This is a genomic window from Paraglaciecola mesophila (assembly GCF_009906955.1).
GTDB classification, from domain to species: Bacteria; Pseudomonadota; Gammaproteobacteria; order Enterobacterales; family Alteromonadaceae; genus Paraglaciecola; species Paraglaciecola mesophila_A.
Window position 1 is genome coordinate 2144141 of the sequence record NZ_CP047656.1, and the last position, 26298, is coordinate 2170438.

General features: G+C 44.1%; 20 protein-coding genes and 1 tRNA gene. 10 read left to right on the plus strand and 11 right to left on the minus strand.

Annotation, left to right across the window (positions count from 1 at the left end; genetic code table 11):
• Positions 1-35: 35 nt before the first annotated feature.
• Complete coding sequence (locus FX988_RS09115; protein WP_160179321.1) at positions 36-683, minus strand: hypothetical protein; 648 nt, start codon at positions 681-683, stop codon at positions 36-38.
• A gap of 796 nt (positions 684-1479) precedes the next feature.
• Positions 1480-4842 carry a TonB-dependent receptor gene (locus FX988_RS09120; RefSeq protein WP_160179322.1) on the minus strand — a complete coding sequence of 1121 codons (3363 nt, stop codon included), beginning with the start codon at positions 4840-4842 and terminating at the stop codon, positions 1480-1482.
• Positions 4843-5147: 305 nt separating this feature from the next.
• On the opposite strand from FX988_RS09120, the gene FX988_RS09125 reads away from it, so the two are divergent.
• Together FX988_RS09125 and FX988_RS09130 are read left to right on the plus strand one after the other, a co-directional pair.
• A complete protein-coding gene (locus tag FX988_RS09125; protein ID WP_254700768.1) occupies positions 5148-5639 on the plus strand; it encodes an RNA polymerase sigma factor in 492 nt (163 codons plus the stop codon).
• Position 5640: 1 nt separating this feature from the next.
• Positions 5641-6711 (plus strand): FecR family protein, encoded by a 1071-nt coding sequence (locus FX988_RS09130; RefSeq protein ID WP_160179324.1) that lies wholly within the window; start codon positions 5641-5643, stop codon positions 6709-6711.
• Between the two features lie 79 nt (positions 6712-6790).
• Here FX988_RS09130 and FX988_RS09135 read toward each other — a convergent pair whose 3' ends face one another.
• The 3 genes from FX988_RS09135 to FX988_RS09145 all read right to left on the minus strand — a co-directional run bounded on the left by FX988_RS09135 (position 6791) and on the right by FX988_RS09145 (position 9990).
• A complete protein-coding gene (locus FX988_RS09135; protein ID WP_160179326.1) occupies positions 6791-7459 on the minus strand; it encodes a GntR family transcriptional regulator in 669 nt (222 codons plus the stop codon).
• A 25-nt stretch (positions 7460-7484) separates the two neighbouring features.
• Positions 7485-8693: an MFS transporter gene (locus FX988_RS09140; protein WP_412761934.1), complete on the minus strand. Its 1209-nt coding sequence runs from the start codon at positions 8691-8693 to the stop codon at positions 7485-7487.
• Positions 8694-8835: 142 nt separating this feature from the next.
• Positions 8836-9990 (minus strand): mandelate racemase/muconate lactonizing enzyme family protein, encoded by a 1155-nt coding sequence (locus FX988_RS09145; RefSeq protein WP_160179330.1) that lies wholly within the window; start codon positions 9988-9990, stop codon positions 8836-8838.
• 186 nt (positions 9991-10176) lie between these two features.
• On the opposite strand from FX988_RS09145, the gene FX988_RS09150 reads away from it, so the two are divergent.
• Positions 10177-11970, plus strand: coding sequence for an arylsulfatase (locus FX988_RS09150; protein ID WP_160179331.1), 1794 nt, complete (start codon positions 10177-10179; stop codon positions 11968-11970).
• A gap of 25 nt (positions 11971-11995) precedes the next feature.
• Here FX988_RS09150 and FX988_RS09155 read toward each other — a convergent pair whose 3' ends face one another.
• From FX988_RS09155 to nlpI, 6 genes are all read right to left on the minus strand, one after another.
• Positions 11996-12265: a DUF6538 domain-containing protein gene (locus tag FX988_RS09155; protein ID WP_254700769.1), complete on the minus strand. Its 270-nt coding sequence runs from the start codon at positions 12263-12265 to the stop codon at positions 11996-11998.
• Positions 12266-12360: 95 nt separating this feature from the next.
• Positions 12361-12450 (minus strand) — tRNA-Ser (locus tag FX988_RS09160).
• 287 nt (positions 12451-12737) lie between these two features.
• Positions 12738-13331: a beta-phosphoglucomutase family hydrolase gene (locus FX988_RS09165; protein WP_160179333.1), complete on the minus strand. Its 594-nt coding sequence runs from the start codon at positions 13329-13331 to the stop codon at positions 12738-12740.
• A gap of 112 nt (positions 13332-13443) precedes the next feature.
• Positions 13444-14502 carry a quinolinate synthase NadA gene (gene nadA, locus FX988_RS09170; RefSeq protein WP_160179335.1) on the minus strand — a complete coding sequence of 353 codons (1059 nt, stop codon included), beginning with the start codon at positions 14500-14502 and terminating at the stop codon, positions 13444-13446.
• Positions 14503-14601: 99 nt separating this feature from the next.
• On the minus strand, positions 14602-16020 hold the full coding sequence (locus tag FX988_RS09175; protein ID WP_160179336.1) for a sel1 repeat family protein: 1419 nt from the start codon (positions 16018-16020) through the stop codon (positions 14602-14604).
• Between the two features lie 27 nt (positions 16021-16047).
• On the minus strand, positions 16048-16944 hold the full coding sequence (nlpI, locus tag FX988_RS09180; protein WP_160179338.1) for a lipoprotein NlpI: 897 nt from the start codon (positions 16942-16944) through the stop codon (positions 16048-16050).
• A 199-nt stretch (positions 16945-17143) separates the two neighbouring features.
• Here nlpI and FX988_RS09185 point away from each other — a divergent pair, with 199 nt between their 5' ends.
• The 7 genes from FX988_RS09185 (at position 17144) to FX988_RS09215 (ending at position 26153) form a co-directional block, all read left to right on the plus strand.
• Positions 17144-17542, plus strand: coding sequence for a cytidine deaminase (locus FX988_RS09185; RefSeq protein ID WP_160179340.1), 399 nt, complete (start codon positions 17144-17146; stop codon positions 17540-17542).
• A gap of 296 nt (positions 17543-17838) precedes the next feature.
• A complete protein-coding gene (locus FX988_RS09190; RefSeq protein WP_160179342.1) occupies positions 17839-18678 on the plus strand; it encodes a PEP-CTERM sorting domain-containing protein in 840 nt (279 codons plus the stop codon).
• Positions 18679-19013: 335 nt separating this feature from the next.
• On the plus strand, positions 19014-19856 hold the full coding sequence (locus FX988_RS09195; RefSeq protein ID WP_160179344.1) for a PEP-CTERM sorting domain-containing protein: 843 nt from the start codon (positions 19014-19016) through the stop codon (positions 19854-19856).
• A gap of 247 nt (positions 19857-20103) precedes the next feature.
• The gene (locus FX988_RS09200; RefSeq protein WP_160179346.1) at positions 20104-20802 is read left to right on the plus strand and encodes an RNA polymerase sigma factor; all 699 of its coding nucleotides are present in this window, start codon (positions 20104-20106) and stop codon (positions 20800-20802) included.
• Positions 20799-21866: a FecR family protein gene (locus FX988_RS09205; protein ID WP_160179348.1), complete on the plus strand. Its 1068-nt coding sequence runs from the start codon at positions 20799-20801 to the stop codon at positions 21864-21866. The genes FX988_RS09200 and FX988_RS09205 overlap by 4 nt, the downstream gene beginning before the upstream one ends.
• 178 nt (positions 21867-22044) lie before the next feature.
• The gene (locus FX988_RS09210; RefSeq protein ID WP_160179349.1) at positions 22045-24534 is read left to right on the plus strand and encodes a TonB-dependent receptor domain-containing protein; all 2490 of its coding nucleotides are present in this window, start codon (positions 22045-22047) and stop codon (positions 24532-24534) included.
• Positions 24535-24653: 119 nt separating this feature from the next.
• Positions 24654-26153, plus strand: a complete 1500-nt coding sequence (locus tag FX988_RS09215) for a purple acid phosphatase family protein (RefSeq protein WP_160179351.1) — start codon at positions 24654-24656, stop codon at positions 26151-26153.
• Positions 26154-26298: the final 145 nt, after the last annotated feature.

Genomic DNA, 26298 nt, shown 5'->3' on the forward strand with positions numbered 1-26298 from the left:
CAGCGCCGCTATCAAAAACACCCTGCTGCGCGTTGTCAGCTAGTGCGTTTTTTATCCGCGCGAGAGGTTTGCCGTATCCCCATTAAGCCCAATAAGAACAGTGCCATTGCAGCGGGTGAAGAAACGGTATTGGTACGTTGCTCAATTGAGATATTGGATACGGTTAGGTAGTCATCATAATCAAAATTAAAGTCTTCAATACCAAATTCCAGCGCCACTGAAGCGCCGGCCAATGCACTTACGTCAGCACGTAAGCCATCACGCATAAAATCATGAATAAGGTCTCCTTTGTCATCGACTAAAGTGACGTAAGCACTGTCTGCTATCGAGTCAAATGCCAAGGAAATAAGTGATGTGTTGTCTTCAACCACAAAGGCTTGAAACAAATAGATGCCCCAAAACTCCATCGAAGCATTGGCAGATGTTTTGAGTGTGACGCTATTTATACCGGAGACATAGTTGTCGGCAAATGCAGTAAAGTCGACGTCAAATGCGGAGACCTCCTGATTATCGGCCACATCGTAATAATTTACATCTCCTGACCATCCATTGAGACCACCAGTAAAATCTGTATTGATAAGCCCGGCATACGCCGTGCCACACAGCATTGAACCGGCAAGTAAAAACAGCGAGTTAACGGCTGTTTTAAGCACGCCCTGCTTAAATTCAAAATATAGTTTCATGTGTTCCTGTTCCTCATTTTAAATGATTGTTATCAGTTAGCAGCGAGGGACAGCTCCGATGAATATCGCCTCGCAGTCATATTGGCTGTGCCACCTGTCGCCAACGGAAAATGCACCCCATTCAATAAAATGTACGACTTGGAACATTTTGTTACTGCAATGTAACTTAACATTAAATTTATGTAAACATCATATGTATATAATATGATAATCCCCATTCGTTTTTAATGCCAACAAGAGAACAGAGCCACCAATAATCTTCTTTGGGCAAATATCAGCCCTTGTAATGGCAACTAAGAATGTTTTCGCTAAACACCCGTAAGCCCCTGGCATTCGTAGCGTAATTCTGCTGCCCGATTCACGGGAAGGTCACCTCTAACCACCGCTGGACAGCAAATAGAGTGAATGACTTATCAAGGTCGTTTTTGAAGAGTATGGATTGGTCATACCAATTCCATTAAATAATTGGCCCCTCAGAGTTCATCCAGCGGGTTTTGAACAAGGCGTCGGTGTGTAGTAATGGTTGTTCCCTTTCAAATATCGAGAACGTAGTGCAAAACCCGCTGGGGAATTCCCTTCGGGCGAATTTTAAAAGGACTTACTCTGTGTTGCTCAAACTCGAAAGAGCACAGGTTAGTTTTTAATAAAGGGCTATCATTTAAGCGCCTTGATTAAGTCCTTTTAAATTTTCGCTGAGTGGTTAATTATTTAATGGAATTGGTATAAGAAACAGCAGAATGTAACAGCACTCATAAACAGAAGGCGCCTCGATATAGAGGCGCTGCGGTATCAGTAACTAAAAGCTTGCGCGCACTCCCATGGCGTATCTAGGACCACTGGACTCGAGAGATAAAAACTGCGAGTCGTAGCGGCCATGCTGTCTGGTAAAGGAATCAGTTAGGTTTGTCCCCTCCACAAAAACCTGAATATCTTTGGTAATATTGTAAGCAACCCTAGCATCTATTTGATCATACTGCTCCGTAAACCAAGGCTCTACGCCTTGTAATCGAGTGAAAAATTCCTCGCGATTATTGTATGCAATTCGAGCCTCAATTTTTGTGTCATCGTAGAAAAGCACGATGTTTTGAGAATCTCCTAAGCCTGGCAATGCGATATTATTATCAATCACATTTACATCGAATTCGTCTTCAGCACTAACAAAGGTCAGATTCGCAGAAAAGCCAACGTATTTTAAAAGCCCAGGTAATGAATCAAAGGTATGCTGGAAACCAATTTCGAAGCCGTCAACACTGGTTTTTTCTAGGTTACGTGGACGGGTAATATCAAAATAAATGGTGTTGCCATCAATGTTACTTCTATCTTCAGTGATGAGATCTAAGCTATTGGGTTCACTTAAGGTGACAGGCTCTCGAGCAATCCCACTCACAATAAAGCCATCGATATCTTTACGAAAATATCCAACGGTCAGGTAACTCGTTTGATTGTAATACCACTCAAATGACACATCATAGTTATTGGCAAGAAAAGGGCTTAGGTCGGGATTTCCCGCTGTGGCTTCTAAACTCGACAAGCGCACTTGCTGGGCAAATGCTGGGGCAGGGTTAAGCAATGTCATATCCGGCCGCGTTAAGGTTTTCGAATAAGCAGCACGCAACACGATTTCGTCCGTCACATCGAGTTTTGCATTTACACTTGGTAGCCACTTGCGATAATCAGCGCTGGCAGTAACTTCTTCTGGTGCGCCCAACGTACTGATCAACACATCTCCAGTTGTGCCAGCGGGAGCCAAATCAAGAAATACTCGATTAGCGCCAGTAGAATCAACACTGGTATCGGTAAAGCGTAAACCTGCATTAATTGTTAACGGCATAGATGAGACGTCAAACTCAAACATAGCATTCACATAAGCGGATAAGATGTCTTCTTGCACATTATAGGACCGTGATGGATCGACTATCGCATCGTATGATTGAAAGGTGGCTGCTGACGTGCCGGGGGCCAACCCATTTAGCTCGTCTCGCAAGACCAGTGTTTCGGGTTGTGAATAGTAGGCAAGTAGAGCTTCTGGGTCGAAATACACTGAATCATTAGCGAAATCACCGTTTGCTGCACTTAAAAAATCTTGTCGATTTACCGAGGTAAATAGGGACGCCGGCAGAGGCACCCGATTTAACAGATAAAATTGCGGATCGGGTGATCGTTTGTTCACCCTAGTTTTCTCTTGGGAAGACGCAATTGCGCCAAAGGTAACTTGGGTCAGGTATTCATGGTCAGGCAGCCATTTAATATCTATTTTCGCCTCATCAATATCATCCTCAAAGGTAAAACCTTCTCTTTGACCAAACCATGAGGCTTGATCATTCACATCGGCTACCTCAACTGGTTCTCCCAATACATAATCAAACTGATTAACAAGGCCGTCCCCATTTAAGTCTGTACTTGACGGAGTAAAGTTAAAATTGGTTTGCAGAGGCGCATCGGTACCTTGGCTATTATCGATTCGCTGTAGTTTATCGCTAGCTCTGACCACCACGTAATAATCTTTACCAGCCGCTGGGTTTTCTGAACTGGATGTGGATATATCCACATTCGCGGACAACTGGTCGTTAATAAACCACTCTAGGTTTGCGCCAAACTGCCCCGCTGTCGCTGGCCGATTTCGCGCTTGATAAACGTTCATCGGTCCTTCGATCATGTCATACCGAGTCACAACATTGTTTTCATCTACCAGCATGTTGTGTAGATCATTTTTATTGCGATGGGAAATTCTTGAAATGGCTTGCGTCTTAATATCAAAATCGGTGTACATACCATCAAAGGTTAATGTCATGTCATCAGAAATCGCAAACTGTACTGTCCCCGTGTACCCAGTGCGCGTTCTGTCCTCTTCTGTACGCATAAAATTATGCTGTCGTTGGTACACATAATTGCCCACACCATTGCCCTGACCATCAGCAAAGCGCCACAAATCATCCTCTCCAATGACCCATGGGTCAAAACGTTGTGAGTCTGGCGACCACGAAGTAATTGACGAATCTAATGTCGCTTTGCGCTCTTGGTGTGAAATAGACAACAATACGCCCACTTTATCATCCGCAAACGTATTGCTGATGAACCCAAACAGATTTGGTGTGACTTCATTTGACTTGTCCTCATATGCTCCTTTTGCACTGACAACGGCTTTAAATTTCCCAATGTCTAAAGGCCGCTGAGTTTTCAAATTGATGGTTGAGCCTATTCCGCCTTCTTGTAAAGCAACACTTGAGGTTTTAAATACATCAACGCTGCCAATGAGTTCAGCCGAAAGTAAGTCAAAGTTGAACGCTCTGCCTTCAGCATCCGACGCCATGCGCCGACCATTTACCAATACGGTATTGAATTGAGGCCCAAATCCTCGCACTGTGATTTGCTGCCCTTCACCACCACTGCGATCGATAGACACACCAGAAATGCGCTGGAGTGACTCGGCAACATTCGCATCCGGAAACTTACCTATGTCCTCGGCGACGATGCTATCTTGAATAAAATTGCTGTTCTTTTTGAAGTCAGCGACAGCAGTTAAACTCTGCCTGATCCCACTCACAGAGATAACTTCAACCTCTTGCGTGTTAGCCTCTTCATGGCTAGTAGTGTCACTTGTGGCAACCTGTGCATTCGCAACTGTACTCAAAACAGCGAATACAGATGCAGCGATTTTGCTCTTTTTATGATTAAACATGTTGTGTCTCTCAAAACTTGGATCTACAAAAATAGATATCTTTCCTTTCTCATCCGAAATGACCTCAAGCTCTGTGCCTTCAAGTAACAATTCTAGCGCTTCGCTAGACGTGTACTTTCCGACTACCAAATTAGTTTCTACATTTTCAATGTTAGCCACTGGAAACATAAAAGTGATATCCGCTTGCTCTGCAAATTGAATTAACGATAAGAAAGCCGTTTGTTTTGGAATATTGAAATCTAATTTCTCATCATTCTCAGCTGAAATCGCTTGATTTGAAAAAACGATAAGCGAAAAAATGAATGAAACAACGATTTCAATTATTTTCCATTTACTCAGCGCATTTTTTTTCTGCGCTCGCATACAAGACGAACCAAGTTTAATTTTCCCCCAGTTAGAAAATGGGCTTCGCATTAAATTAGAATACTCACCTTTAATCCAAAAATTATTAATCAATTGATTTAAAAGAATATATTTCATAAAAAATACATACCACAACATCAAACATTATTTATATTAACATATGCAATTAAATATATTAACATATGTAACTAAAGGTCATATGTTAAAGCACGACCTTCATGACACATAAAACGAAGGCGTGAAGTGATACGCCTATGCATGAAAAATACGACGCAATAGCGGAAATTTTACAATCAATCGTCTTTAACGTGAGGCAAGCGTAAAGGCGTTACAATGTAAGAGTGAGAACGGTTATTAATAATACGTTTACTAAGTTATACCTGGCCTCTAGGGATAGCCTCAGCCGCTTTGTGGCGGCAATTGTGCCCCCTAACGAAATCGAAGATGTGGTTCAAGAAACATACGTGCGTATTTGTCAGGCAAAAAATACTGAAAAGATACTCTCGAAAAAGTCGTTCATGTATACCACAGCCAAAAACCTAGCGTTAGATTATCAAAAGAGAGCATCGACAAAATTGCTCGATGATAAGATAGAATGGAGTGAACGCGAGTCACTCATGTGTGATGGTGATACCGATCGAACCCTAAATGACGTGATAGCGAAAGACGAATTTTCAACCTTGTGCGAAGCAATCAGACAGCTCCCCACACAATGCCGAAAGGTCTTCGTTCTTAAAAAAGTATATGGCTATACCCAAAGAGAGATTGCTAAAGAAATAGGGATAAGTGAAAGTACGGTTGAAAAGCACATTTCAACTGGGTTGAAGCGTTGTATCCAACTTTCTCAGCGCGAATCTTTAGCCCCACAAGCAAGTACGTTAGTTAAGACGAAGAAAAGAGGAAATATAGATTAGTATGGGCAATATCCACATCCTGAATACTCAGCACCTAAGCAGTGAGAAGGCTCTTGAGAACGCCTGTGATTGGATTGCTAAAATAGACCGAGGCTTATCAGAGTCGGAAAAAAAAAGCTTTCAAGCCTGGTTGCATGAGCAGCCCGACAATCTAGATTATGCGCTAAAAGCGGCTAAGATGTGGGACAAGTTAGATGACTTGGAGCGGCTAGCGGATATCTTTCCTAAAAGCCAAAATCAGAGACGCAAAACACCTATTCTGCGGGGGGCAATCGCCGCCTCTACCTTGCTTATGCTTACACTTGCACTGTACAATCTTAATGGTCACTTTTCATACCAAAATGGACGAATGCACACAGACGCCTCTGTGTCTAAATATCACACGAATGTAGGGCAAATTGACACCATCACCCTACCAGACAACAGTGTACTCGCAATGAATACCGACACTGCTGTAAACATGAAATACACGGAGCATTTTCGAGTGTTAGAGCTCATAAAAGGTGAGATTAATATCCAGGTCGCCCATGATACATCTCGACCTCTTAGTGTATTAGCGAATGGAAAAGTCATACAAGCAGTGGGAACCGCTTTCAATGTTGAAGTCACAAAAGACTCAACCGAGCTTATTGTCACTGATGGAAAAGTACTAGTGGAAGATAAATCAACGAACCAATTCACGTCGGATATTGCCAATAATAAAATAAATTTACCCGTCACTTCTTTAGCCATTCATAAGGGTGAAAAAATTGACTTTCATAAAAACAAAAATTTAAAAACAAGCGATGCTATTATCAAACTATCGTCTCAAGATATTATTTCTAGTTTATCTTGGCAAGAGAAAAAGTTAATTTTTCGCGGTGAAAAACTCTCCCATGTTATTAATGAAATAAATCGTTATACAGACACTAAGTTATCTTTAGATAATAATAATAAATTAAAAAATATAAATGTTATTGGTGTGTTTAAAACCAATGAAATTGCAGATTTACTTGAACAGTTTGAGAAAAACTTCAACATTCAACATACTAAAAAAAATAAAAATACAATCACCTTATATTTAGCGAGTTAATTATTTCATACCTCAGTTGAATGGTTTACCACTTTTTATTCCTTGCCTGTATTTATCCAATCAAGAACAGAGCAATCTATTACATATGATTGCTCGAAAGGTACTTAGTCCAATATTTACCACTGTTGCCGATATGTTCATTCATAATATCCAATACAGCCGTTACATCCCTGTTTTCTAAAGCACTGATAATACGCTTATGTTCTTCGATACTTTGTCTAATACGCGATGCATTGAGCCGCACATTGGACTGCATGGCCAGTAAAATCAGTCGATTTCTGCGCCACAGGTCGACCGCTTTTCGATTGTAGTGATTTTTTACCGTCAACCAGTGGAACTGCGTATCCAATGCTCGATACTCTTTATCTGTCGCTGTCTCCATTTCATTCAGCAAAGATTCCATTTCATGCCTATCTTCATCACTGTGCTCTTCAACAAACCAAGACATTAAATACGGCTCCAGTAATTGTAAAATCTCGAATACATCTCGCAGCGTATTGTATTCAAACCTCGCTACTCTGGCGCCGCTGTTTGGCTCAACGGTAACAAACCCCTCACCTTGTAATTGCTTTAATGCTTCTCTGATCGGGTTGATGCTGGTTTGGTACTTTTCAGCCAGCTTAGTTGACACTAAACGATCGCCGCTTTGAAAAACTGCATTGGCGATATCATTTAAAATATACGCATAAATCGTACTTTTCTCACTGATCAAGGGCGAAACTAATGGTGATTCTTTTTGTTCAAGCATTTTAGGGTAACCGCTTCCATTAATGTTATTTTTCAGTCTGAATTTGTTCTACTTTACCAACCAAGAACAAATATGAACAGCAACCAATCAGGGCCAAAGAGGCAATAAAAATCAATGCTGGTTTAAAGTCACCGTCTTTCACCAGCCAGCCAATCACAATGGGGACAATGACAGCTGACAAGCCACCAATAAAGTTAAAACATCCCCCCACTAAACCAACTAACTTTTTAGGGGAGATAAGCGATACAAATACCCATGCAATAGACGATAAACCATTGCCAAAAAATGCTAGCGATAGAAACGTAATGATCCAAAATGTATCATCCGTGTAGTTGGCACCTACTATACTCATTGTCAGCATTAACCCAATGATAATTGGCGCTTTACGAGACACCTCTTTTGATACCCCTTTACGAACCAGAAAGTCCGAGGCGAAACCTGACACCAACACCCCAAAAAATGCAGCGAGAAACGGGACTGACGCCAAAAAGCCTGACTTGATAAAATCAAGGCCACGATATTCGACCAAATACGTTGGAAACCAAGTTAAGAAAAACATCAATGTTCCCCCAAGACAGAATTGCCCTATGTATATGCCCCAGAGTTTTTTATGGCCAAAGGCCAACTTGAAATGCGCTGCATCAAAGGTTATTTTTTTGACTTTTGGTGCTGACGTTGTTAATGGTGCCTCAACCGTTAGCAAGTCTAACTCTTGCTGGCTGATCTTCGGGTGATCCTTTGGGTCACGATAAAAAATATACCAAACCACCGCCCATGCAATGCCAATGATGCCCGAAATGATGAATAATCCACGCCAGCCAAAATAGTTTTGTATCACAGCTAACACAGGCATTAAGAACGCCAATCCGATAAATTGCCCAGAGGTGTACACAGCGATTGCCGATGCCCGCTCACTTTCTGGAAACCATGACGTAATAATTTTGTTATTACACGGATAAGAAGGCGCTTCAAATACACCTATGGCCATTCTACAGCCTATGAGAGCGCTAAAAGACGAGATCACGCCTTGAATCAAGGTTGCCAAGGACCACGCAATTAGAATAAACGGATACAAGATGCGTGTTTTAACCACATCTACCGCTATCCCGCCGGGTATCTGTAAAATTGAGTAAGTCCAGCCAAATGCTGAAAATACCAGCCCCATTTGTACTGACGTAAGCGACAGTTCGTCAGATAACGCCGATGCCGCTACCGATATATTGGTGCGATCCATGTAATTAATGACCACAGTGATAAACACGAGCAACAGAACATTAAACCGTTTTCTCGTCGTTTTTTGAACCGCTGCGCCTTTATCCACAGGCGCAATGTGCACATTGTTTGGCATAATATTTATCCTAAGCCTTTTAAGGTCTCTACCAGTTAGTGTAAGAGCCATCTTTCTTGTATAAACGAGGCGCTTCCCAATATTTGAACGGTAAATGACGGATTAAGTCCTCATTCACATCAACCCCTAGCCCAGGTGCACTATTCACTTTTAACGCACAGTTCTGCACAATCGGGCGATGAATGAAATATTTGTCATAATCCTCCATCGAACCGTCATAAGGAGGATGCTCTAACCAAGCCAAATTATTGATAGCCGCACAAAAATGTACTGAGGCTGCCGTACACAATGGACTAAGAGGATTATGTGGCATCATGTCGATATAATTTAACTCGCACAAAGCGGCAATTTTCATCGACTCAGTTAGCCCGCCAGCATTACAAATATCCACCCGACCGAAGTTTGTTAAGGCGCTTTGAACAAACGGGGCAAAGTCCCACTTGCTGGTAAATTCTTCGCCTATCGCGAATGGGGTATCGATCATTTGCCTCAGAGATTGATACGCAACTGGGGATTCGTCTCGAATGGGTTCTTCAATGAAATCCAACGTGCCGCTCGGCATTCTATTTATAAAAGACACGGTTTCAGGCACGGACAGCCGATGGTGATAATCGATCCCTAAGGTTACTTCAGGGCCCAATTCTTGACGGGCAATTGTCATCCATTTGGCAACTAATGAAAGAGACTCTCTGGGCTCAAATGTGGTTGCTGAATCAGGGCTCCCATGCACACCTGTGGTCGCTCTAAGCACATTCCAGCCTTGTGACTTAAGCTTGACTAAATCATCAACCAGCGCTTGCCCCATGGGCTTTATACTCGTCGCAAACAAGGGGATTTCATCTCTTTGCTTGCCACCTAGTAACTGATAAACAGGAATATCTAAAGATTTCGCGACAAGATCATGAAGGGCAATATCTATCGCAGCTATCGCGGCTGCGAGTACGCGGCCACCTTCGAAATATTGGCTTCTATACATTTCTTGCCATAACGCCCCTATCTGGCGAGGATCTTTACCCATTAGAAACTGCTTAAAATGTTCCACAGCACCGATAACCGCCTTTTCACGTCCAGATAAACCTGATTCGCCCCACCCATAAAAGCCGCTATCAGTTTCCACTTTAACTAAGCAGATGTTTCGAAAGCCGGCCCAAAATCCATACGCTTTCACATCGGTAATTTTCATTATACGTACCCAAAGAACTAATTTAATTAACGGAATTTACATAGCATATACATATTGATGTGGAATTGCACCACAATTGTGTGTAATCTGGTATAACAAACTATTTTTGACTTCATATGATGTTTGCGCTCAATGAGTTAAAAATACGTAATTCACATTTAGCTGATAGTAAAGAAGGTCGAAAATATGAAACCAATAAGGATGTGTTCATCCACGCTGCGTCTACTCCTTACAACACTGATGCTTGCAGTATCCAGCGGTTATGCTGACGAGCGCCCGAACATTGTCATTATGATGACGGATGACCAAGGCTACGGGGACATTGGTAGCCATAACAATCCTTATTTAAAAACACCTAATATAGAAAGGATTGCCGCACAAGGGCTAGAAATGTCTCATTTGATCACCTACCCAAATTGCTCAGCAACCAGAGCAGGTTTAATGACGGGACGCTATCCCTACCGCACTGGTGTGACAGCAGTCACGCAAGTTGATCACTTTATGCGCGGCGAAGAAACCACCATTGCCGAAGTGCTAAGTAAAGCCGGATACAGAACGGGTATCTTTGGAAAATGGCATTTAGGTGACAACCATCCCATGCGTCCCACCGATCAGGGATTCCAAGAAGCATTAGTGCATAAAGGCGGAGGAATAGGTCAGGCAGCAGGGCCCGCAGGCAACAGTTACTTCGACCCTATTCTAGAGCACAATAATGTGTCCACAAAATATCAGGGGTACAGTGATGATATATTTACCGATGCCGCGCTTGAATTTATGGCGCAAAAAAGTGAAAAACCCTTTTTAACTTACTTAGCCACGAACCTTCCTCATTTACCGTTACAAGTACCGGATGAGTTGGCTGAACCCTATCGCAAAATGGGCCTGCACGAAGATAATGCCCTTGTATATGGCATGATTACCAGCATCGACTATAACGTTGGTCGCGTTTTGGACAAAATAAAAGCGCTTGGAATAGAGGAAAATACCATTGTTATATTCATGTCAGACAATGGCCCACGTCATCGTCGAACCAAAAATGATGACATTCCTGGCCGCTGGGTGGCGAACCTCAGGGGCACTAAAACCAGCGTATACGATGCCGGAATTCGGGTGCCATTTTATGTGAAATGGCCTAGAAAAATCGCCCCTAAAACCCACACCTCGGAAATGGGTACCATGATGGATTTATTCCCTACTTTGCTTGAAGCAGCAAATATATCACCCTTGCAAGATACGCACATAGATGGCCAAAGCCTTTTACCTCTTTGGACAAAGAATGACACCCAAGGCCTTAGCGACCGGGACTTTTTTGTTCAGCTACATTATGGCCCGACCCCCTTTAAATATATGCACTTCACCCTAAGAACAGCAAAATATAAACTGGTTAGTCCTCACCCTTTTCCTCACGGTATCGTTCATCAACCAACTGATTTTGTGCTTAAAAACGTTCTCAAAAATCTAGAATTATATGACGTACAGGCTGACCCAAGTGAACGAATCAACATTGCTAGCCAGCACCCGAAGATAGTCGATGACATGCTACTGCGATATGAAAATTGGTTCGATGAAGTGACCGAAGAACGCGCTGCGGCGGGAATAGAACGTATTTCACTGGGCAATCCAGCCGAGCCATCAGTTCACTTGTCTAGATTTGATTGGGGCGGACCGCGCGTTATCTCACGATTCGACTATGGCGGCCCAAGAGTGATCGAAGATAATCAATTAGGCTACTGGCGCGTACATTCACACAAAGGCCGCTACCAAGTCACGTACGACTTACCTGACGTATCAGACAAAGCGGTAGCGTACCTAAAATACGGCAAGGTCTATCACTATAAAGCCTTAACAAAAGGGCAAAAAAAGGTCACGTTCAACGATGTTAGCTTACCCGCGGGCGACGGTAATTTTCATGCTTATATCAGAGATGAGCGGCTTCCAGTGGGCCCATACTTTGTCGAAGTAAAGAGAGTGGATTTTTAACCTTGGGGGACACTCTAACGGAGCTTTAGGCTATCGATACCCTCAAATTTCTTAAACCGAAGTCGCCAAAAGTGTTCCCTTTGCCCTTTGCACGGTCGTTTTGATTTACGATTTTATTATCAACCTCTGCATGTAAAGGGATGATTAGGCTTTTGGCTTCACGTAAATCTTTGGTATTCAGTGACGGCTTAAATACAGCCTTCCCAATGATAGGGACTAGACGTTTTGGTACGGCCTTTCTGAAGTAAAAAATACCGGATTTTGGATGCTTGAAAGGAGAACTCATTATACTCATTTGTACCCACCTTTTGTACCAGTTGGCACGCAAGGTCAATCCGCTAAACCCTAGAAACAACAAGGCCCTGCGTCATGCAAGGCCTTGATGGTATATGGCGGAGAGAGAGGGATTCGAACCCTCGTTAGGTTTAACCCTAAACACACTTTCCAGGCGTGCGCCTTCAGCCACTCAGCCACCTCTCCAAATTTTTCACTTGCTCTTCGAGTGTATCTCGAAGTTAACACGTCCATTACATCCATGTCCGGCCGTTCAGCCGGGCGGTGCTGTGCACCTAAAGAGGCCGACTTCACCCACCTCTCCAAAACTTTCACTTGCTAAAGCCACGTACTTTTGCGGTTCTCTATAACAGAACAAGCTTTTTAGCAGGCGCGTATGTTAGGGAAATCCGCTGACGCGCGCAAGTGTTTACTGCCAGAAAGTGATTGGCCCGACTATTTAATCATCAATTTCGATGCATTTTGGCATTTTCTTAGGCTGCTGGTAACTGGATCTTACCGTTGATCACCATAATACAATCCATCCCTGCATGCTGAGCGGCTTGACGACCAATTTCTGTGTCTTCAAAAACCACGCATTCGTCTGCCGCGAGGTCCATGTTTTGCGCCACGGTTAAAAATGTTTCACCATGTGGTTTACCATGGGTCACATCTGAAGCGGTGACCACTGTTTCTACATGTTCTAGCAAGCCAGTTTCGGTTAGCATACGAATGGCGTTTTCGCGTTCTGCCCCTGTACCAACTCCCATTTTAAGCGTACCTTTATAGCGCTGCATGACATCAAACGTGTCTTGAATTACTGTTAAGCTTTCATCCAAGTTCAACCAAGCCTGTCGCTTAACCTCTGCGACGTCATCCACGTTGTGATTCATGCCATGCTTCTCATTTAGCAATTGCGCTATCTGGCGAGTGGGTACCCCCCCTAGATTGTGAATGTACTGGCCATCAAACGGATATCCAAAATGTTCACAGGTTTGTTGCCAAGCGACCGCGTGGGAGCCCATTGAGTCGATTAACGTACCGTCCATATCAAAAACGATCCCTTTGTAACGGCTTAAATCTGGCATGATTGCTCCTAAATAGTCGAATTAAAACAAAACTCTATTCTGTTTATGTGGCCGAAAAATGAAAAAGCCAGCATTAGCTGGCCTTCATTAATAATAAGGTTCTAGAAATTAATTAAGCATTACCTGTGACTTTCATTTTAAGCTCAGCTGAGAAATCGAGCATTCTATCCAGCGGCACCAAGGCTTTTTTACGCAATTCGTCATCAACGAATATTTCGTGACCTGTAGGCTCTGTCAGCGCTTTATAGATGGCTTCTAATCCATTCATTGCCATCCATGGGCAATGGGCACAGCTTTTACATGTTGCACCATTCCCCGCAGTCGGAGCTTCAATAAACGTCTTGTTAGGCTCTAATTGTTGCATCTTATAAAAGATGCCTCGGTCAGTTGCAACGATAAAGGTGTCATTGGGTAACGTGCGCGAGGCATTAATTAACTGAGTCGTTGAGCCGACGGCATCTGCGAGCTCCACTACGCTGGCAGGTGACTCCGGGTGCACTAGCACAGCAGCATCTGGATAAAGGTGCTTCATGTCTCGCAGCGCTTTGGCAGAGAACTCATCATGCACAATACACTCGCCTTGCCACATCAACATATCTGCGCCAGTTTCTTTGGCTATGTATGATCCTAAGTGACGATCTGGCGCCCAGATAATTTTTTTGCCTTGGGCGTCTAAATGCTCAACAATTTCAAGGGCTATACTTGAGGTGACTACCCAATCGGCACGCGCTTTTACTGCAGCAGATGTATTGGCATACACCACAACAGTATGATCAGGGTGTGCATCACAAAATGCTGCAAATTCAGCTTCAGGGCAACCAATATCCAGTGAACAGGTAGCGTCAAGGGTTGGCATTAAAACGGTTTTATCTGGGCTCAAAATTTTTGCGGTTTCCCCCATAAAACGCACACCTGCAACCACTAGCGTTTGTGCGTCGCAATCGCGACCAAAGCGCGCCATCTCGAGTGAATCAGAAATACACCCGCCGGTTTCTTCGGCTAGCGCTTGAATTTCATGATCGGTATAGTAATGCGCAACCAAGGTGGCATTTTTTTCAATCAATAAATGTTTAATTTTATCGATGTAATCTTGTTGCTGAGCAGTGGTTAGTCGCGCTGGTTTTGCTGGGAACGGATAATCCACCGTGCCGATAGAAAGTGCCTGATTCATAGTGCTAAGTTGGTTTTCGCAAACATCATAAGTCGTCTTGTTAGTATACCGTTTGTGCGCGCAAAAATCACACTTCACGTTATATCTAAATCATTCGTCTTAATCTGCGTGAAGATATTGCTGATAACGGGCACGCCAGTATTCTCCTTGTTCAGCATCGCCCTTGGCTTCATAACCTTGATATAAATTAATGTAAGCAGGCGTTAATAGAGGCTTTTGCCCTAATCGTTGCGCCCATGCTTTAAGATAAAACGGCGGGATGTAAGGCACATCATAAAATTCCATGAAGGTCATTTTACTGCTGGGTTTATATGCTTGCCACGGATGATTATCACAGGTGCGCGCAGGGCTTATCGTTACCCCCGTATTGTTTTCCTGTGTTAACCATTCTTTTATCAGCGGTCTCTCCTGCCCCTGACTCACTCTAAGGTTCGGTGCGCTATTTGAGTGGCAGATACTGCGCGCTAGCGCAGACGACAAAGGGTATTCATCTACAAACCCAGCAAAATGGGCTAATTCATGCACGAAAACATTGTAATCGTCTTTACTATCTAGAAACATCACCCCATTGTGTACATTGGCCTTCCCCGTATCAGCTAACACCACAATATGCGTAAAGTCCTGCTCCCTGAGAGCATGACTGATCTGGGTGATATCACACCCCAACCGCGCTGCACCTTGCCAATTTTCCGAGCACGAGAGTGCTTCACTACTTAGCCATATTGGCTGGTTAATGCAAATGGGCAACGCCTTTAAACGCGTGTCGCTTTCGAAGCGACGTTTAAGTTCTTTGCCTTGTAAAACAGAATGCAAAGTACTGGCAACAAGTTGCAATGTCTGGTCGCACCGTCTGGGCTCTGCCAGTGGCAACGCACTATTGAGTGATCGTGAATTGTCTGTCCCTAACGGGCGCTTTATAGAACGAGAACCATCGAGACTTGCTGAACTGCGCATTGCCAAAAGCTCAACTGCATCTCTACTACCAAGCTCCTCAGCTTTGTGTAAAAGCGTGCGCGCTTTTTGCTCTAGCCCTGCTAAAGACAACCACTTGGCATAATACATGGCGCTGGAGGCATCTCGCGACGCGGCTTTTGTGAGCCAAAACTGCGCTTTTTGTCGCTGGTTTTTCACCACAAAGTGATGATAAAGAGCAATTTGTGCATCTATATCACCCTGCTGTGCTGCGTAAGTAAGTACTTTGATAGAGGCTTTACTTTGCTTAGTATTGCTTTGCAAATTAGAAAAATAGCGCTGCGCCCTTGGAGAGCCCGCTAATTTAGCGAAGTGTAGCCAGTAGCCATTATGTTGCTGAATAGCTTGCTGGCTAAGCCTAGATAGCGCAGTTGGGTCACCTGATAGATAAGCTTTGTATAAGTAATGAAATGTGGCTAGGTGATTGGAAGATTCTTCGTTTAGGGAGGCTTGGGTATTTAAAAACGATAAGTAACAAGCCGTGTCATTGCGCCCAGTGAATAACCAAGCGACACATAAAACGAACAAGAGGCTGAATTTCAGCACCTACTGTCACTTTTCGCTTGGTTTTCGTTATGGTGCTTCACTGTCAGCGACAGCTTTGTCACGCAGCATATCTAACTCTAAGCGAGCGTATCTATGTTCAACATATTCAAACACATTGGTACTGAGTGCTAATTTAAAATAATTAGATGCCACACCACGATTACCGAGTGCTGAGTTGTATTTTCCTAGATAAAAATAGGCTTCACAGAGGCGATCCGTTAGCTCCTGCTGACTCGTCACACCTTGGATCAAACCATTTAATAAGGCCTGCTCGTCAATTCTTCCTAGATAAAGGTCAACAAGATGCGTTGCCCAATTGTCGCTGCTCAAGTTCTCTCGGTTTTCACTTAATGCAATTAAGGCTTGTGGCTGATCAATTTCACTCTGTGCAATAAATGCCCAAAGCGCACGATACGGATCCGACTCATCTTTACGATAGAACTCTCCAAAATCATTGACTGCTAAATCAGGTCGGCCACCATAATAAAGCGCAATTCCTCGGTTTAAGAAAGCAAATTCATACTCAGGATTAATATCCAAAGTGGCATCAAAGGCTTCATATGCTTGGATAAAATTCATTTGTTGAGTGTAATGCACCCCCAAGGAATTATAGGCTTCTGCCATATCTGGCTTCAAACGAATGGCATGGTCAAAGTCGTACTGGGCCAAACCAGCCAGACCGACGCTGTCGTACAACATGCCCCGTTGATGGAGCAACTCAGCGCGCTCTTGGTCTTCTAACGGCGCTTTAGCCAAAATTTGATTATACCTAGCGATTGCCATTTGTGAGCGCACACTCATCGGGGCAGGTTCAGCTAATAGCAAGTTACTCATTTGTGCTTGACTGCGCTGCGCTTGGTTACTACTTGCACACCCCCCTAGCAATAACCCGAACAACACCAGTGAAAGAAATTTAATATGCATAAAAATGTACGACGCTTGACCTAAAGTGATGGCGATAAAAATGTCAAATCAGCCAGAAGAATAATGTCCAGTAAACAGGCAGGGTGGCGTATTTACCCATAAATGTAAAGACAACGACCATGTGAAAATTGCAATCTACTGTATCAAGTTGTAAAAATGATGCACACTAGCCAGCTACTTAGAAAAAAGCGATATAATTTTGAACAAGCAACACACCGATTTACAGAGTCTATTCAACGCGGCATTAGACGTACAGGCTAAAGCCCATGCTCCCTATTCTGACTATCGAGTTGGGTCAGCCCTAGTGGCTGAAGACGGCAATACTTATACTGGCTGTAACGTCGAAAATGTCTCCTTTCCGTTAGGCCAGTGCGCAGAAGGCAACGCGTTAGCTGCTATGGTGGCAGGCGGTGCAAGACAGGTAAAAGAAATACTGATCGCTAGCCCCAACGAGCATTTTTGTTCACCTTGCGGCGGTTGCCGTCAGCGTATTTTCGAATTCGCAAGTAAAGACACATTAGTGCATATGGCCACCAGCGAAGGTGAAATAAAAACACTTTCGATGAATGAAATATTACCATTTGCGTTTGACCAGTGACCATTATCGCTTCTTAAGTGCGTATATTCCTACCAAGCGCACGTAAAAACGACACGATTGAAAAACATGATTGATTAAAATTCAACCGCGACTATAATGAGCGCCATTGCCAAGCGTATGCGTGAAGACACAAAGCGCATAAAAAACGTCCAACTTTTTTACACTTATTTATTCAGGTCAATAAGACCAAAGTATAAACAATTGAATAAAAAGGAAAATTTCAAGTTGGCCTAGTTAGTGCTTATCCATTAATTCAAATAACAGTTTGCAGTTAGGTCGTCGTAAAGGAGTAACCTATGACACGTTTATTTAAGAAAGCTAAATTCATTTCCGCAGCCGCTTTACTAGCGCTAACTGCATCGCAAAATATCAGTGCTGCAACCGTCTCTTTCGGTGGCCAAGCCGCCACTGACGGCTCAGGTAAAACGAGCACCAAGGTTAATTCTGATAATACGATTAATGCAATCAGTGATGGTTTCTTCGTAGAAACATTTGATGCAGCGACCGCGATCCCTGGTTTACCTTCTGCAAATGATACAAGTTATAACGTAGCTGGAAAATCAGATGGCTGCGCAATTAACTCACCGCTCATTGTTCAACCTAGTTCAACGGACGTGTTGAACGTGCGTACAGGCTCGACTCGAAATGTCGCCGCAGCACCTGCTGGTGATACCACCTGTTATGCCTACACTACGCCTGAAACAGTGGGTCAAGACAGTTTTATTGACATTGACTACACCAACTTCTTGGCCAGCATCGGTAACATTGAAGCTTCTTTAGCCGGCTCAAGTATTAATTATCTAGGTTTCTACTGGGGCTCAATCGATACTTACAACACATTTGAATTCTATTCAGGCGCGACGTTAGTAAAAAGCATCACGGGTGAAGAAATCCTTGATTTACTTGACGGTGAAGCAGGCGACCGAGAATCTGATAAATCAAATGTTTATGTGAACATTAACTTTACCATTGACGAAGCATTCAATCGTTTACGTGTTATTTCTTCAGGCGTTGCAGGTGAGTTTGATAACATAGTAGTTGGTCTTTCTAATCGTGACGTACCCGCTCCGGCTGGCCTCGCCTTTTTAGGCCTAGGCATAATGGGCATGGTAATACGTAAAAAATTAAAAAAATAAACCCTTATTTTTAGATGAAAAAGCCGGTTCGCCGGCTTTTTTTGTGCTTCAAATCCACGTCCACATCTTCACTCTTAATTCCCTACTTCAATCGCTGTAGTACGGTTCCCCCCAGACTACTCGTTAGAAATTTCAGTGAGAGCGTTAGGATGCAACTATGAAAATTTTACACATGGTGAGCATTTTACCACCAATTTAGTCAGTATCCTTTACGTTTTCGGTATGTATTTTTACCAAAAAATTCCAATACCATGATAATTAACACGAATTATTTTTGGCACTGGTTATGCTTATACTTTAGTAGCAGTAAAGGTAGCTGCGTTTAGGAGTTACACATGAAAATTTTAAAACACAATAAAAAATTAGCGGTATTTACAGCCACCGTAATCGCATTGGCGGTTAGCCAATCTGTGAGTGCGGCGGTTGTATCATTTGGCGGCCAAGTGGCCACTGATGGTTCGGGTAAAACGAGTAAAAAAATCAATGCTGATAATACAATTAACGCCTTATCAGACGGTTTTTTCGTTGAAACGTTCGATAAAGCCACAGCCATTGATAGCCTTCCCCTTACACCCGACGAAAGTTACAACGTAGCGGGTGCATCGAGGGGTTGCGCAATTAATTCACCTTTAGACGTTACAGCAAGTGACTCGTCAGTATTGAATGTGCGCACAGGATCAGTAAGAAATGTTGCAGCTGCACCCGCTGGTGACAACACGTGCTATGCCTACACTACGCCAAGTACCGTGGGTGTCGATAGTTTTGTGGATATTGATTACACAAACTTTTTAAACAGTATCGGGGCAACAGTCCCATCCCTTGCTGGCTCAAGCGTGAATTACTTAGGTTTTTACTGGGGTTCAGTAGATACCTACAATTCCTTTGAGTTTTACTCGAATGATGTTTTGGTTGGCCGAATCACTGGGGACGAACTATTAGCAGAGCTAAACGGTACGGCTGGCGATCAGGTCGCCGACTCGTCGAATGTTTACGTCAATATATCTTTCGATGCGAGTGAAGCCTTTAACCGTTTACGCGTGGTGTCATCTGGCATTGCTGGTGAGTTTGATAACATAGTGGTTGGCTTAGACAAGCGTGACGTACCAGCCCCAAACAGCCTGGCAATACTTGGGCTCGGTTTGCTTGGACTTGGAATGAGCAAGCGCTTTAAAAAATAGCTTTAAAAAATAGCTTTAAATAGAACAGTAAGTAAAGGCCGGCAATGCCGGCTTTTTTGTCTCTCGGGAACCTGTGAGTGCTTCACTCGGCTTTAATCGCTAGCCATGCACGTCCCTATCCCCTCCTTGCTTTAGGGGGAATATGTGACGCTTTTATGAAATTTTCGGCGCAACGTCCCACTGTCATGTTTCTGTTGTACTCAACGACTACTATCCGTTGGTTTTTTAGCGTGCAAGAGTAACCCTAATGAGTAAAACGCTACAGAAAGCGTCGTTGTTTTTTCTTAACTCCTATACGAAACCCAGCACCCAGTCATATACCCAGGCCCCCTATAAGCCTAAAAAAGCTCAGGAGTCTAACAACGCCGTTGATAGATTATTTAGAGAGCACTGGCGCGATGTATGTCGTGTTTTACATTCTTGCTATGGCGCTGGGCCACCTGAACCAGAAGACGTCGCTCAAGAAGCATTTAGCCGCTTCGCGCAATTACGTAATCGTGAAAAAATAGACGATCCCAAAGCGTATATCATCAAAATAGCGATGAATATCACCCTTAAGTCAATCAGCCGGCTATGTAAAACGCGCGCATTTATAGATGAACACATTCAACACACACAAGAGCAATGTGATGAGATGTCTCCAGAAACTATTTTACAGGCCGAACAACGTATCGCAGCCATTCAAAAAGGCACTGAGCAACTCAGTGAGAAGCAGCGTGAGATATTGATGCGGGCCCGAATTAAAGGCCAAACATACTCTCAAATATCCGCTGCTACAGGTTGGAGCGTCGCGGATATTTGTCGCCAACTGAGCGCCGCAATGGCCTTGCTGGAAAGTATCGACGAACAAGGAGAAAGAGTCGATGAACAAGCAAATAATACCTGCCGCCAAACGCTGACCCCAGACGCTTCTTCTAGTCACTTTTCTCTCGAGCAAAAACAATGACAGATCCAAAAAATGTGGCAAACGCCATAAGCCAAAACAACAATCCCAATATCGGACAGCCTGCATCATCAGCGAAAAATCAAGCTAGAGAATGGCTTACTTATTTATATTCAGATGACATTTCCAGCAAAAAACGTGAAGAATTTTTGATCTGGTTGAACAGTAGCGAAGAAAACAAAAACGCTTTCAAACGCAGTCACGAGGTTTGGCAAACGATCGGCATGACAGACTCTGCCGTACAGTGGATACAACAACATACTGTCGCGCAAGCAGAAACAGTCAAGCCCGCAAAATCCAAGGGGGTATTGGTTAAATCGTTATTAGTATTCAGTGCGATGGCTGCCAGTGTGGCCTTACTGCTCTTTAACGGCGTATTCAATACCACAACCCACCTTGAGATCCCTCAACCACTTACGGCATTCACCTCACCTGTGGGGCAAAACCGCCATATCACCTTAAGCGATGGCACAGATGTCACTTTGGCTGGGAATTCAAGCATTCTGGTTGCAATCAATCAAAACGAGAGGCGCGTGACCTTGCGCAAAGGCAGTGCCTATTTTGACGTCACGCATGATCCTAATCGCGTGTTCTCAGTCAGTGCTCAGCAAACCGAAGTTCGGGTGCGTGGTACCGCTTTCGAGGTTAAATACAGTGCGAACAATAACCTAAAGATTTCAGTTGAGCGCGGATTAGTCGATGTTGCTGACTTACCCGAAACCGACGATCAAGAAGAGCAAGTATTACAGCTAAGACCAAACGAACAATTACGTACTGACATTCAAGGGCGCTTTATCTCTGCGATTACCTTTTTTCAACCAGAAACTGAGTTTGCTTGGTTAAACCACCGCTTGGTCTACGATGATGTGCCACTTAAAAATGTGATCATGGATATCAACCGCTATGCCAATAAGCCTGTGGTTATCTTGGACGACAGCATCAACGAATTGCCGATAACAGCCTCATTTACCTTCGAGCAAATCGAACCTATGTTGGAAGGTTTAGCTGCAGCCTACCCGATTGCACTCACTCATGAAGCAAACCGCAGTGTGTTAACCCACGAATAATAAACCTGAGCCAGCCAAGTTTTCGCTTTGCTGGCTCAGCTTAATGATGAAGGTTATGCAAACGGATAAATAACCACCCATTGTGTGAAGTTTTTATTAAACAAACACTTAAGCTGAAAAAATTATCGCGCTGATGACTCTTCTAGCGAACCCACATTAATTAACTGGAAGTAACATCATGAATACACTTAACCGTTCTATTAAATTCGCCTTATTTGGCACGGCGCTCTCAGCCTTAGCTCCGATGCACGTCGCTGCGCAACAATCCCAAGTGGATATTTCGGTGCAACCTCTAGGGCAGGCATTGAACTTATTATCTCAACAAACAGGCACTGTCATTATTGCTCCAAGCCGCTTGGTCAGTAACAAACGCGCAGTTGCCACTTCAGGTGAACTTAGCGTTCTCAACGCAGTGAAGAATTTGCTACAAGGTAGCGGTTTAGAAGCACACGAAGAACCAAGTGGTGCAATTGTTATTAAAAAAGCGGTTAAGGGTACTCAAACACAAAGCAGACGAGCGTCAACGTATCAAGCCCCTATGGATGAAGTCGTCGTTACGGCATTAAAACGTGATAGCAGCTTACAAGATACCCCGGTCGCCATTTCGGTGTTAGGTGGAGATGAGTTAAAAGCACAAGGTGTAACAGACTTTACTGATTTAATTGATAGCTTATCGGGAATATCGATTAACTCAGCCTTTGGCGGACCTGAAAATAGCTTTATTACGATACGCGGTATTGGTGGTGCAGACGATTACAAACCTAACGGCAACCCATCAGTCGCCCTACACGTTGACGGTATTTACCAAACCTCCAATGCATATTTAAGCATGCCGCTTTTCGATTTAGAACGCATTGAAGTACTCAAAGGCCCACAAGGTACGCTTTATGGACGTAACACCACAGCCGGAGCCATCAATGCTATAACCCGTGCCCCAGGCGAAGAACTAAACGGCTATGCTGATATCGAATACGGCTCTTACGACTTTGTATCGGGTACTGCTGCTGTCGGCGGAAAAGTTTCTGACAATTTAGGCGTGCGTGTTGCTGTGCTTATGGAGCAAGGGGGCGGCTTCATGGATGGCAAGGGAGCAGGTAATTTCGCGGGCTTCGTGCCAGAAGGCACCGAAGGGATTGTTCCTCCTGTGGCTGATCCAGGTGAACGTGACGGATTCGGCGACGCCGACCTGTTTGCGTTTCGTGGCACAGCGGTTTATGACTTCGATGATGTTACTTCTCTCACATTGCATTATTTTACCAGCCAAGATCGCGGTGACACACGCCAGTATGATCGTATCGCGTTTGCCGATGACAACCCTGCATTAAACGCCGGTGAAGGTAACGACCCATATGACTTTTACACCAGTGAATACTATTCTCATGAGATTGATGTCAGTGGATTTTCTGGCGATTTTAACCGTCAACTTCAATCCGGCTTGAATCTAGACGTGCTGTTCGCCTTACAAAGCAGCGAACGTAATGTTAGTGGCAACGGTGACGGTACATCATTTCCTCGATACCAGTACAACTTTGATGATGAGCTTGACCAAACTTCGCTAGAAATACGTTTGAGTGATGCAACTGGCGGTGAATTCGACTGGATTGCCGGCGCATTCTTTATCAACGACTCTGTGGACTTCACCAGCAACTGGACCAGTTACGCTGTTTTGTCCCAGTACAGTTCACCATACAATCAGCGTCGCAATAGCTTCGCGACCTTTGGAAACATAGACTGGAACATTTCAAACGACTTAGTCATCAGTGGTGGCCTCCGTTACACCAAAGACAATGCCAAATTTCGTGGCGAAAACATTGATGCCGATCCTTGGGGGTTATCCGTTTTCGAGGAAACATTCAAAACAGACGCCAATTTTTCATGGGATCGAGAATTTGATGATAGCAATGTATCCGGCAAACTCGCCATTCAGTACTTTATTAATGACAACCTAAACGTGTTTGCATCTGTCAGTACAGCCTATCGTGGCGGCGGTTTTGACGGCACCTCAATATTTTCTGAGGAAGAAACGCAACCTTTTGAGTCAGAAGAAGTTCTCGCCTATGAAGCGGGTGCCCGATATGTTACCGACAGCATCAACCTTACCTTTGATCTGTTCTCTTATGATTTTGAAGAACTTCAAGCCACAGCTCGCTTATCAAACGATACCAACGGCAGAACCAACGTCGGTGAGGCGACAGTGCGCGGTGCTGAAGCGTCAATCGCAGTGACTCTTTATGAAGCTAATGATCACAAAATCACCTTTAACACAGCCGGTACGTACCTAGATACAGAAATCACCGAGTTCAGTTCTAACCGAGTAAACGATGTCATTAGCACCATAGGCGATCCTCTGCCAGGCTCACCAGAATGGAGCCAAACCGCCGCCCTAAACTACCAAACGTCGCTGACCAACAATACCCAACTTAACGCGCGTGTGAATTACAGCTACCACGGAGAAGAATCAAACCGTTTGAACGCGGGCGATGGCAATACCGCACCGTCTTATAATTTATTAGGAGTGCGTCTTGATGTGACGTTTGCAAACGGCCTAAATGTGTATGCATATGGGCGTAACATCACAGACGAAGTGTACTTTCTCGAGCTAAACGGCGGGGCGCGCTTAGTAGGTGCACCGGCAACTTACGGCGGTGGTGTGAGTTACGCGTTTTAATTTACTGCTGATACTGTCAGTTGTGGCGAGTGTGAAAGCTCGTTTAATGTGCCGAATCTAACGCGCTACGAATTGTCGTAGCGCGTTAGCATTTTTTTTCGTTAAGCTTTAGGTTTCTTATGAAAGTGTCACTTATATCCTGCTCTATACGCACTCTGCTGTTCATTTCACTGTGGTTAATCACGACTGCTGCCAGCGGCGAATCTGCGCCTGATAAGGCCTTAACACCGCACCCTGCTGCTTCTGATTGGCCTGACCGGATTATTGCCACCCCTACGGCCTTCCCGGCGAATAGTTTTTCATTAACATGGCGCACTGACCAAAGTGTGAAAAAAAGCTATGGACAAATTGTTCAAGCCAGTCCAGATGCTCGCTACGATATAAATGCAATCCAAATTGCAGCACAAACATATACCATGTCACTAGCACAGGGCACTACCCAGCAAGGTCAATTTAGCTACCCAAAGAACGAAGGTTTACAGAGTGTAAGTTACCATTCACTTACCTTTAAAGACCTAAAACCAGACACTTACTACAATTATCGTGTTGCTGGCGCCACAGGAAAATGGTCACCTTGGCAACAAATAAAAACCGCTGCGGCGAAGACTGATCAAGACTTTTCCTTTTTGTATTTTGGCGATGCTCAAAACGGCATTTATTCTCACTGGCCGCTCATGCTCCGCCGAGCATGGCAACATGCTCAAGACGCGCAATTTGCTATTTATGCGGGGGACTTGGTCAATGAAGGGGCAAGCGACCAGCAGTGGTCAAACTGGCTAAATGCAGGGCAGTTTGTCCACAGAACTCTGCCTGCTGTGTTAGTGGCGGGTAATCATGAGTACGATTGGCAAGTGCACGAAAATGCAGAAAAAAGCTGGGCCTTGTCGACACTGTGGCAAAACCAGTTTACCTTACCGCGGACCCCATCTCTCCCCAATGCACTGCAAGAAACAGCCTATGTTACTCATTACCCAGATATGGATGTATTTGTGCTCGACTCCGAAGCGCGCGGTGACATAAACCTACTTCAAGCCCAAGCCAAATGGTTAGACCAAGCGTTGCAAACGAGCACAGCGAAATGGCGCATCGTCACGATGCACCATCCTATATTTTCATCTTGCGGCATGCCGCTAAATACCCCAGGCCAAGACGAGCCAGAAATACGCAGTGCATTTTTGCCCATTATGTTAAAGCATAAGGTCGATTTAGTACTGCAGGGCCATGATCATGCCTATGCTCGTGGCAGTATTGGCGCCGAAAAAGACCTTGAAAAGGTGGCAACATCAAAGATTTCCAAGCAGGTCAAAAGCGTTTTTATTACCAGCGTAGCCGGGCCTAAAACCTATCCTATTAAACCCACTCGCTGGGACGAGTATAAAAATTACGGCGTTAAGCTTGAACGAATTGGTGAAAACACCCCAACCTATCAAGTCATCAATAAAACCGCTGATACGCTTAAGTATCAATCATTCACCGCCAACGGAGAAATTTACGACGCGTTCACCATAAGCAAAGACCGAGATGGCCGCAAAATACTCAACGTCGCCAAAGACTTGCCACCAGAGCGCACATTTGACAACACTGGCGTATACAAAAGTCATCACGATCTGGCGGAGTAATGAAGTAAGTCTGCGCGGACTATGATGCGTAACAGGGCTTAGGATGCATGCTCCTAAAAGCCGAGGGATAGCTTAGGTAATGCTCAGCTAACTCCACCATAACTGCATCATATCCGCACCATATCTGCACATTTATTCATTATAT

Bases quoted from the DNA above. Each gene is read 5' to 3' on its own strand.
- FX988_RS09115 (WP_160179321.1), bottom strand. From the start codon at position 683: ATGAAACTATATTTTGAATTTAAGCAGGGCGTGCTTAAAACAGCCGTT.
- FX988_RS09120 (WP_160179322.1), bottom strand. From the start codon at position 4,842: ATGAAATATATTCTTTTAAATCAATTGATTAATAATTTTTGGATTAAA.
- FX988_RS09130 (WP_160179324.1), top strand. From the start codon at position 5,641: ATGGGCAATATCCACATCCTGAATACTCAGCACCTAAGCAGTGAGAAG.
- FX988_RS09135 (WP_160179326.1), bottom strand. From the start codon at position 7,459: ATGCTTGAACAAAAAGAATCACCATTAGTTTCGCCCTTGATCAGTGAG.
- FX988_RS09140 (WP_412761934.1), bottom strand. From the start codon at position 8,693: ATGGATCGCACCAATATATCGGTAGCGGCATCGGCGTTATCTGACGAA.
- FX988_RS09145 (WP_160179330.1), bottom strand. From the start codon at position 9,990: ATGAAAATTACCGATGTGAAAGCGTATGGATTTTGGGCCGGCTTTCGA.
- FX988_RS09150 (WP_160179331.1), top strand. From the start codon at position 10,177: ATGAAACCAATAAGGATGTGTTCATCCACGCTGCGTCTACTCCTTACA.
- FX988_RS09155 (WP_254700769.1), bottom strand. From the start codon at position 12,265: ATGAGTATAATGAGTTCTCCTTTCAAGCATCCAAAATCCGGTATTTTT.
- FX988_RS09165 (WP_160179333.1), bottom strand. From the start codon at position 13,331: ATGCCAGATTTAAGCCGTTACAAAGGGATCGTTTTTGATATGGACGGT.
- nadA (WP_160179335.1), bottom strand. From the start codon at position 14,502: ATGAATCAGGCACTTTCTATCGGCACGGTGGATTATCCGTTCCCAGCA.
- nlpI (WP_160179338.1), bottom strand. From the start codon at position 16,944: ATGCATATTAAATTTCTTTCACTGGTGTTGTTCGGGTTATTGCTAGGG.
- FX988_RS09190 (WP_160179342.1), top strand. From the start codon at position 17,839: ATGACACGTTTATTTAAGAAAGCTAAATTCATTTCCGCAGCCGCTTTA.
- FX988_RS09195 (WP_160179344.1), top strand. From the start codon at position 19,014: ATGAAAATTTTAAAACACAATAAAAAATTAGCGGTATTTACAGCCACC.
- FX988_RS09200 (WP_160179346.1), top strand. From the start codon at position 20,104: ATGAGTAAAACGCTACAGAAAGCGTCGTTGTTTTTTCTTAACTCCTAT.
- FX988_RS09205 (WP_160179348.1), top strand. From the start codon at position 20,799: ATGACAGATCCAAAAAATGTGGCAAACGCCATAAGCCAAAACAACAAT.
- FX988_RS09210 (WP_160179349.1), top strand. From the start codon at position 22,045: ATGAATACACTTAACCGTTCTATTAAATTCGCCTTATTTGGCACGGCG.
- FX988_RS09215 (WP_160179351.1), top strand. From the start codon at position 24,654: ATGAAAGTGTCACTTATATCCTGCTCTATACGCACTCTGCTGTTCATT.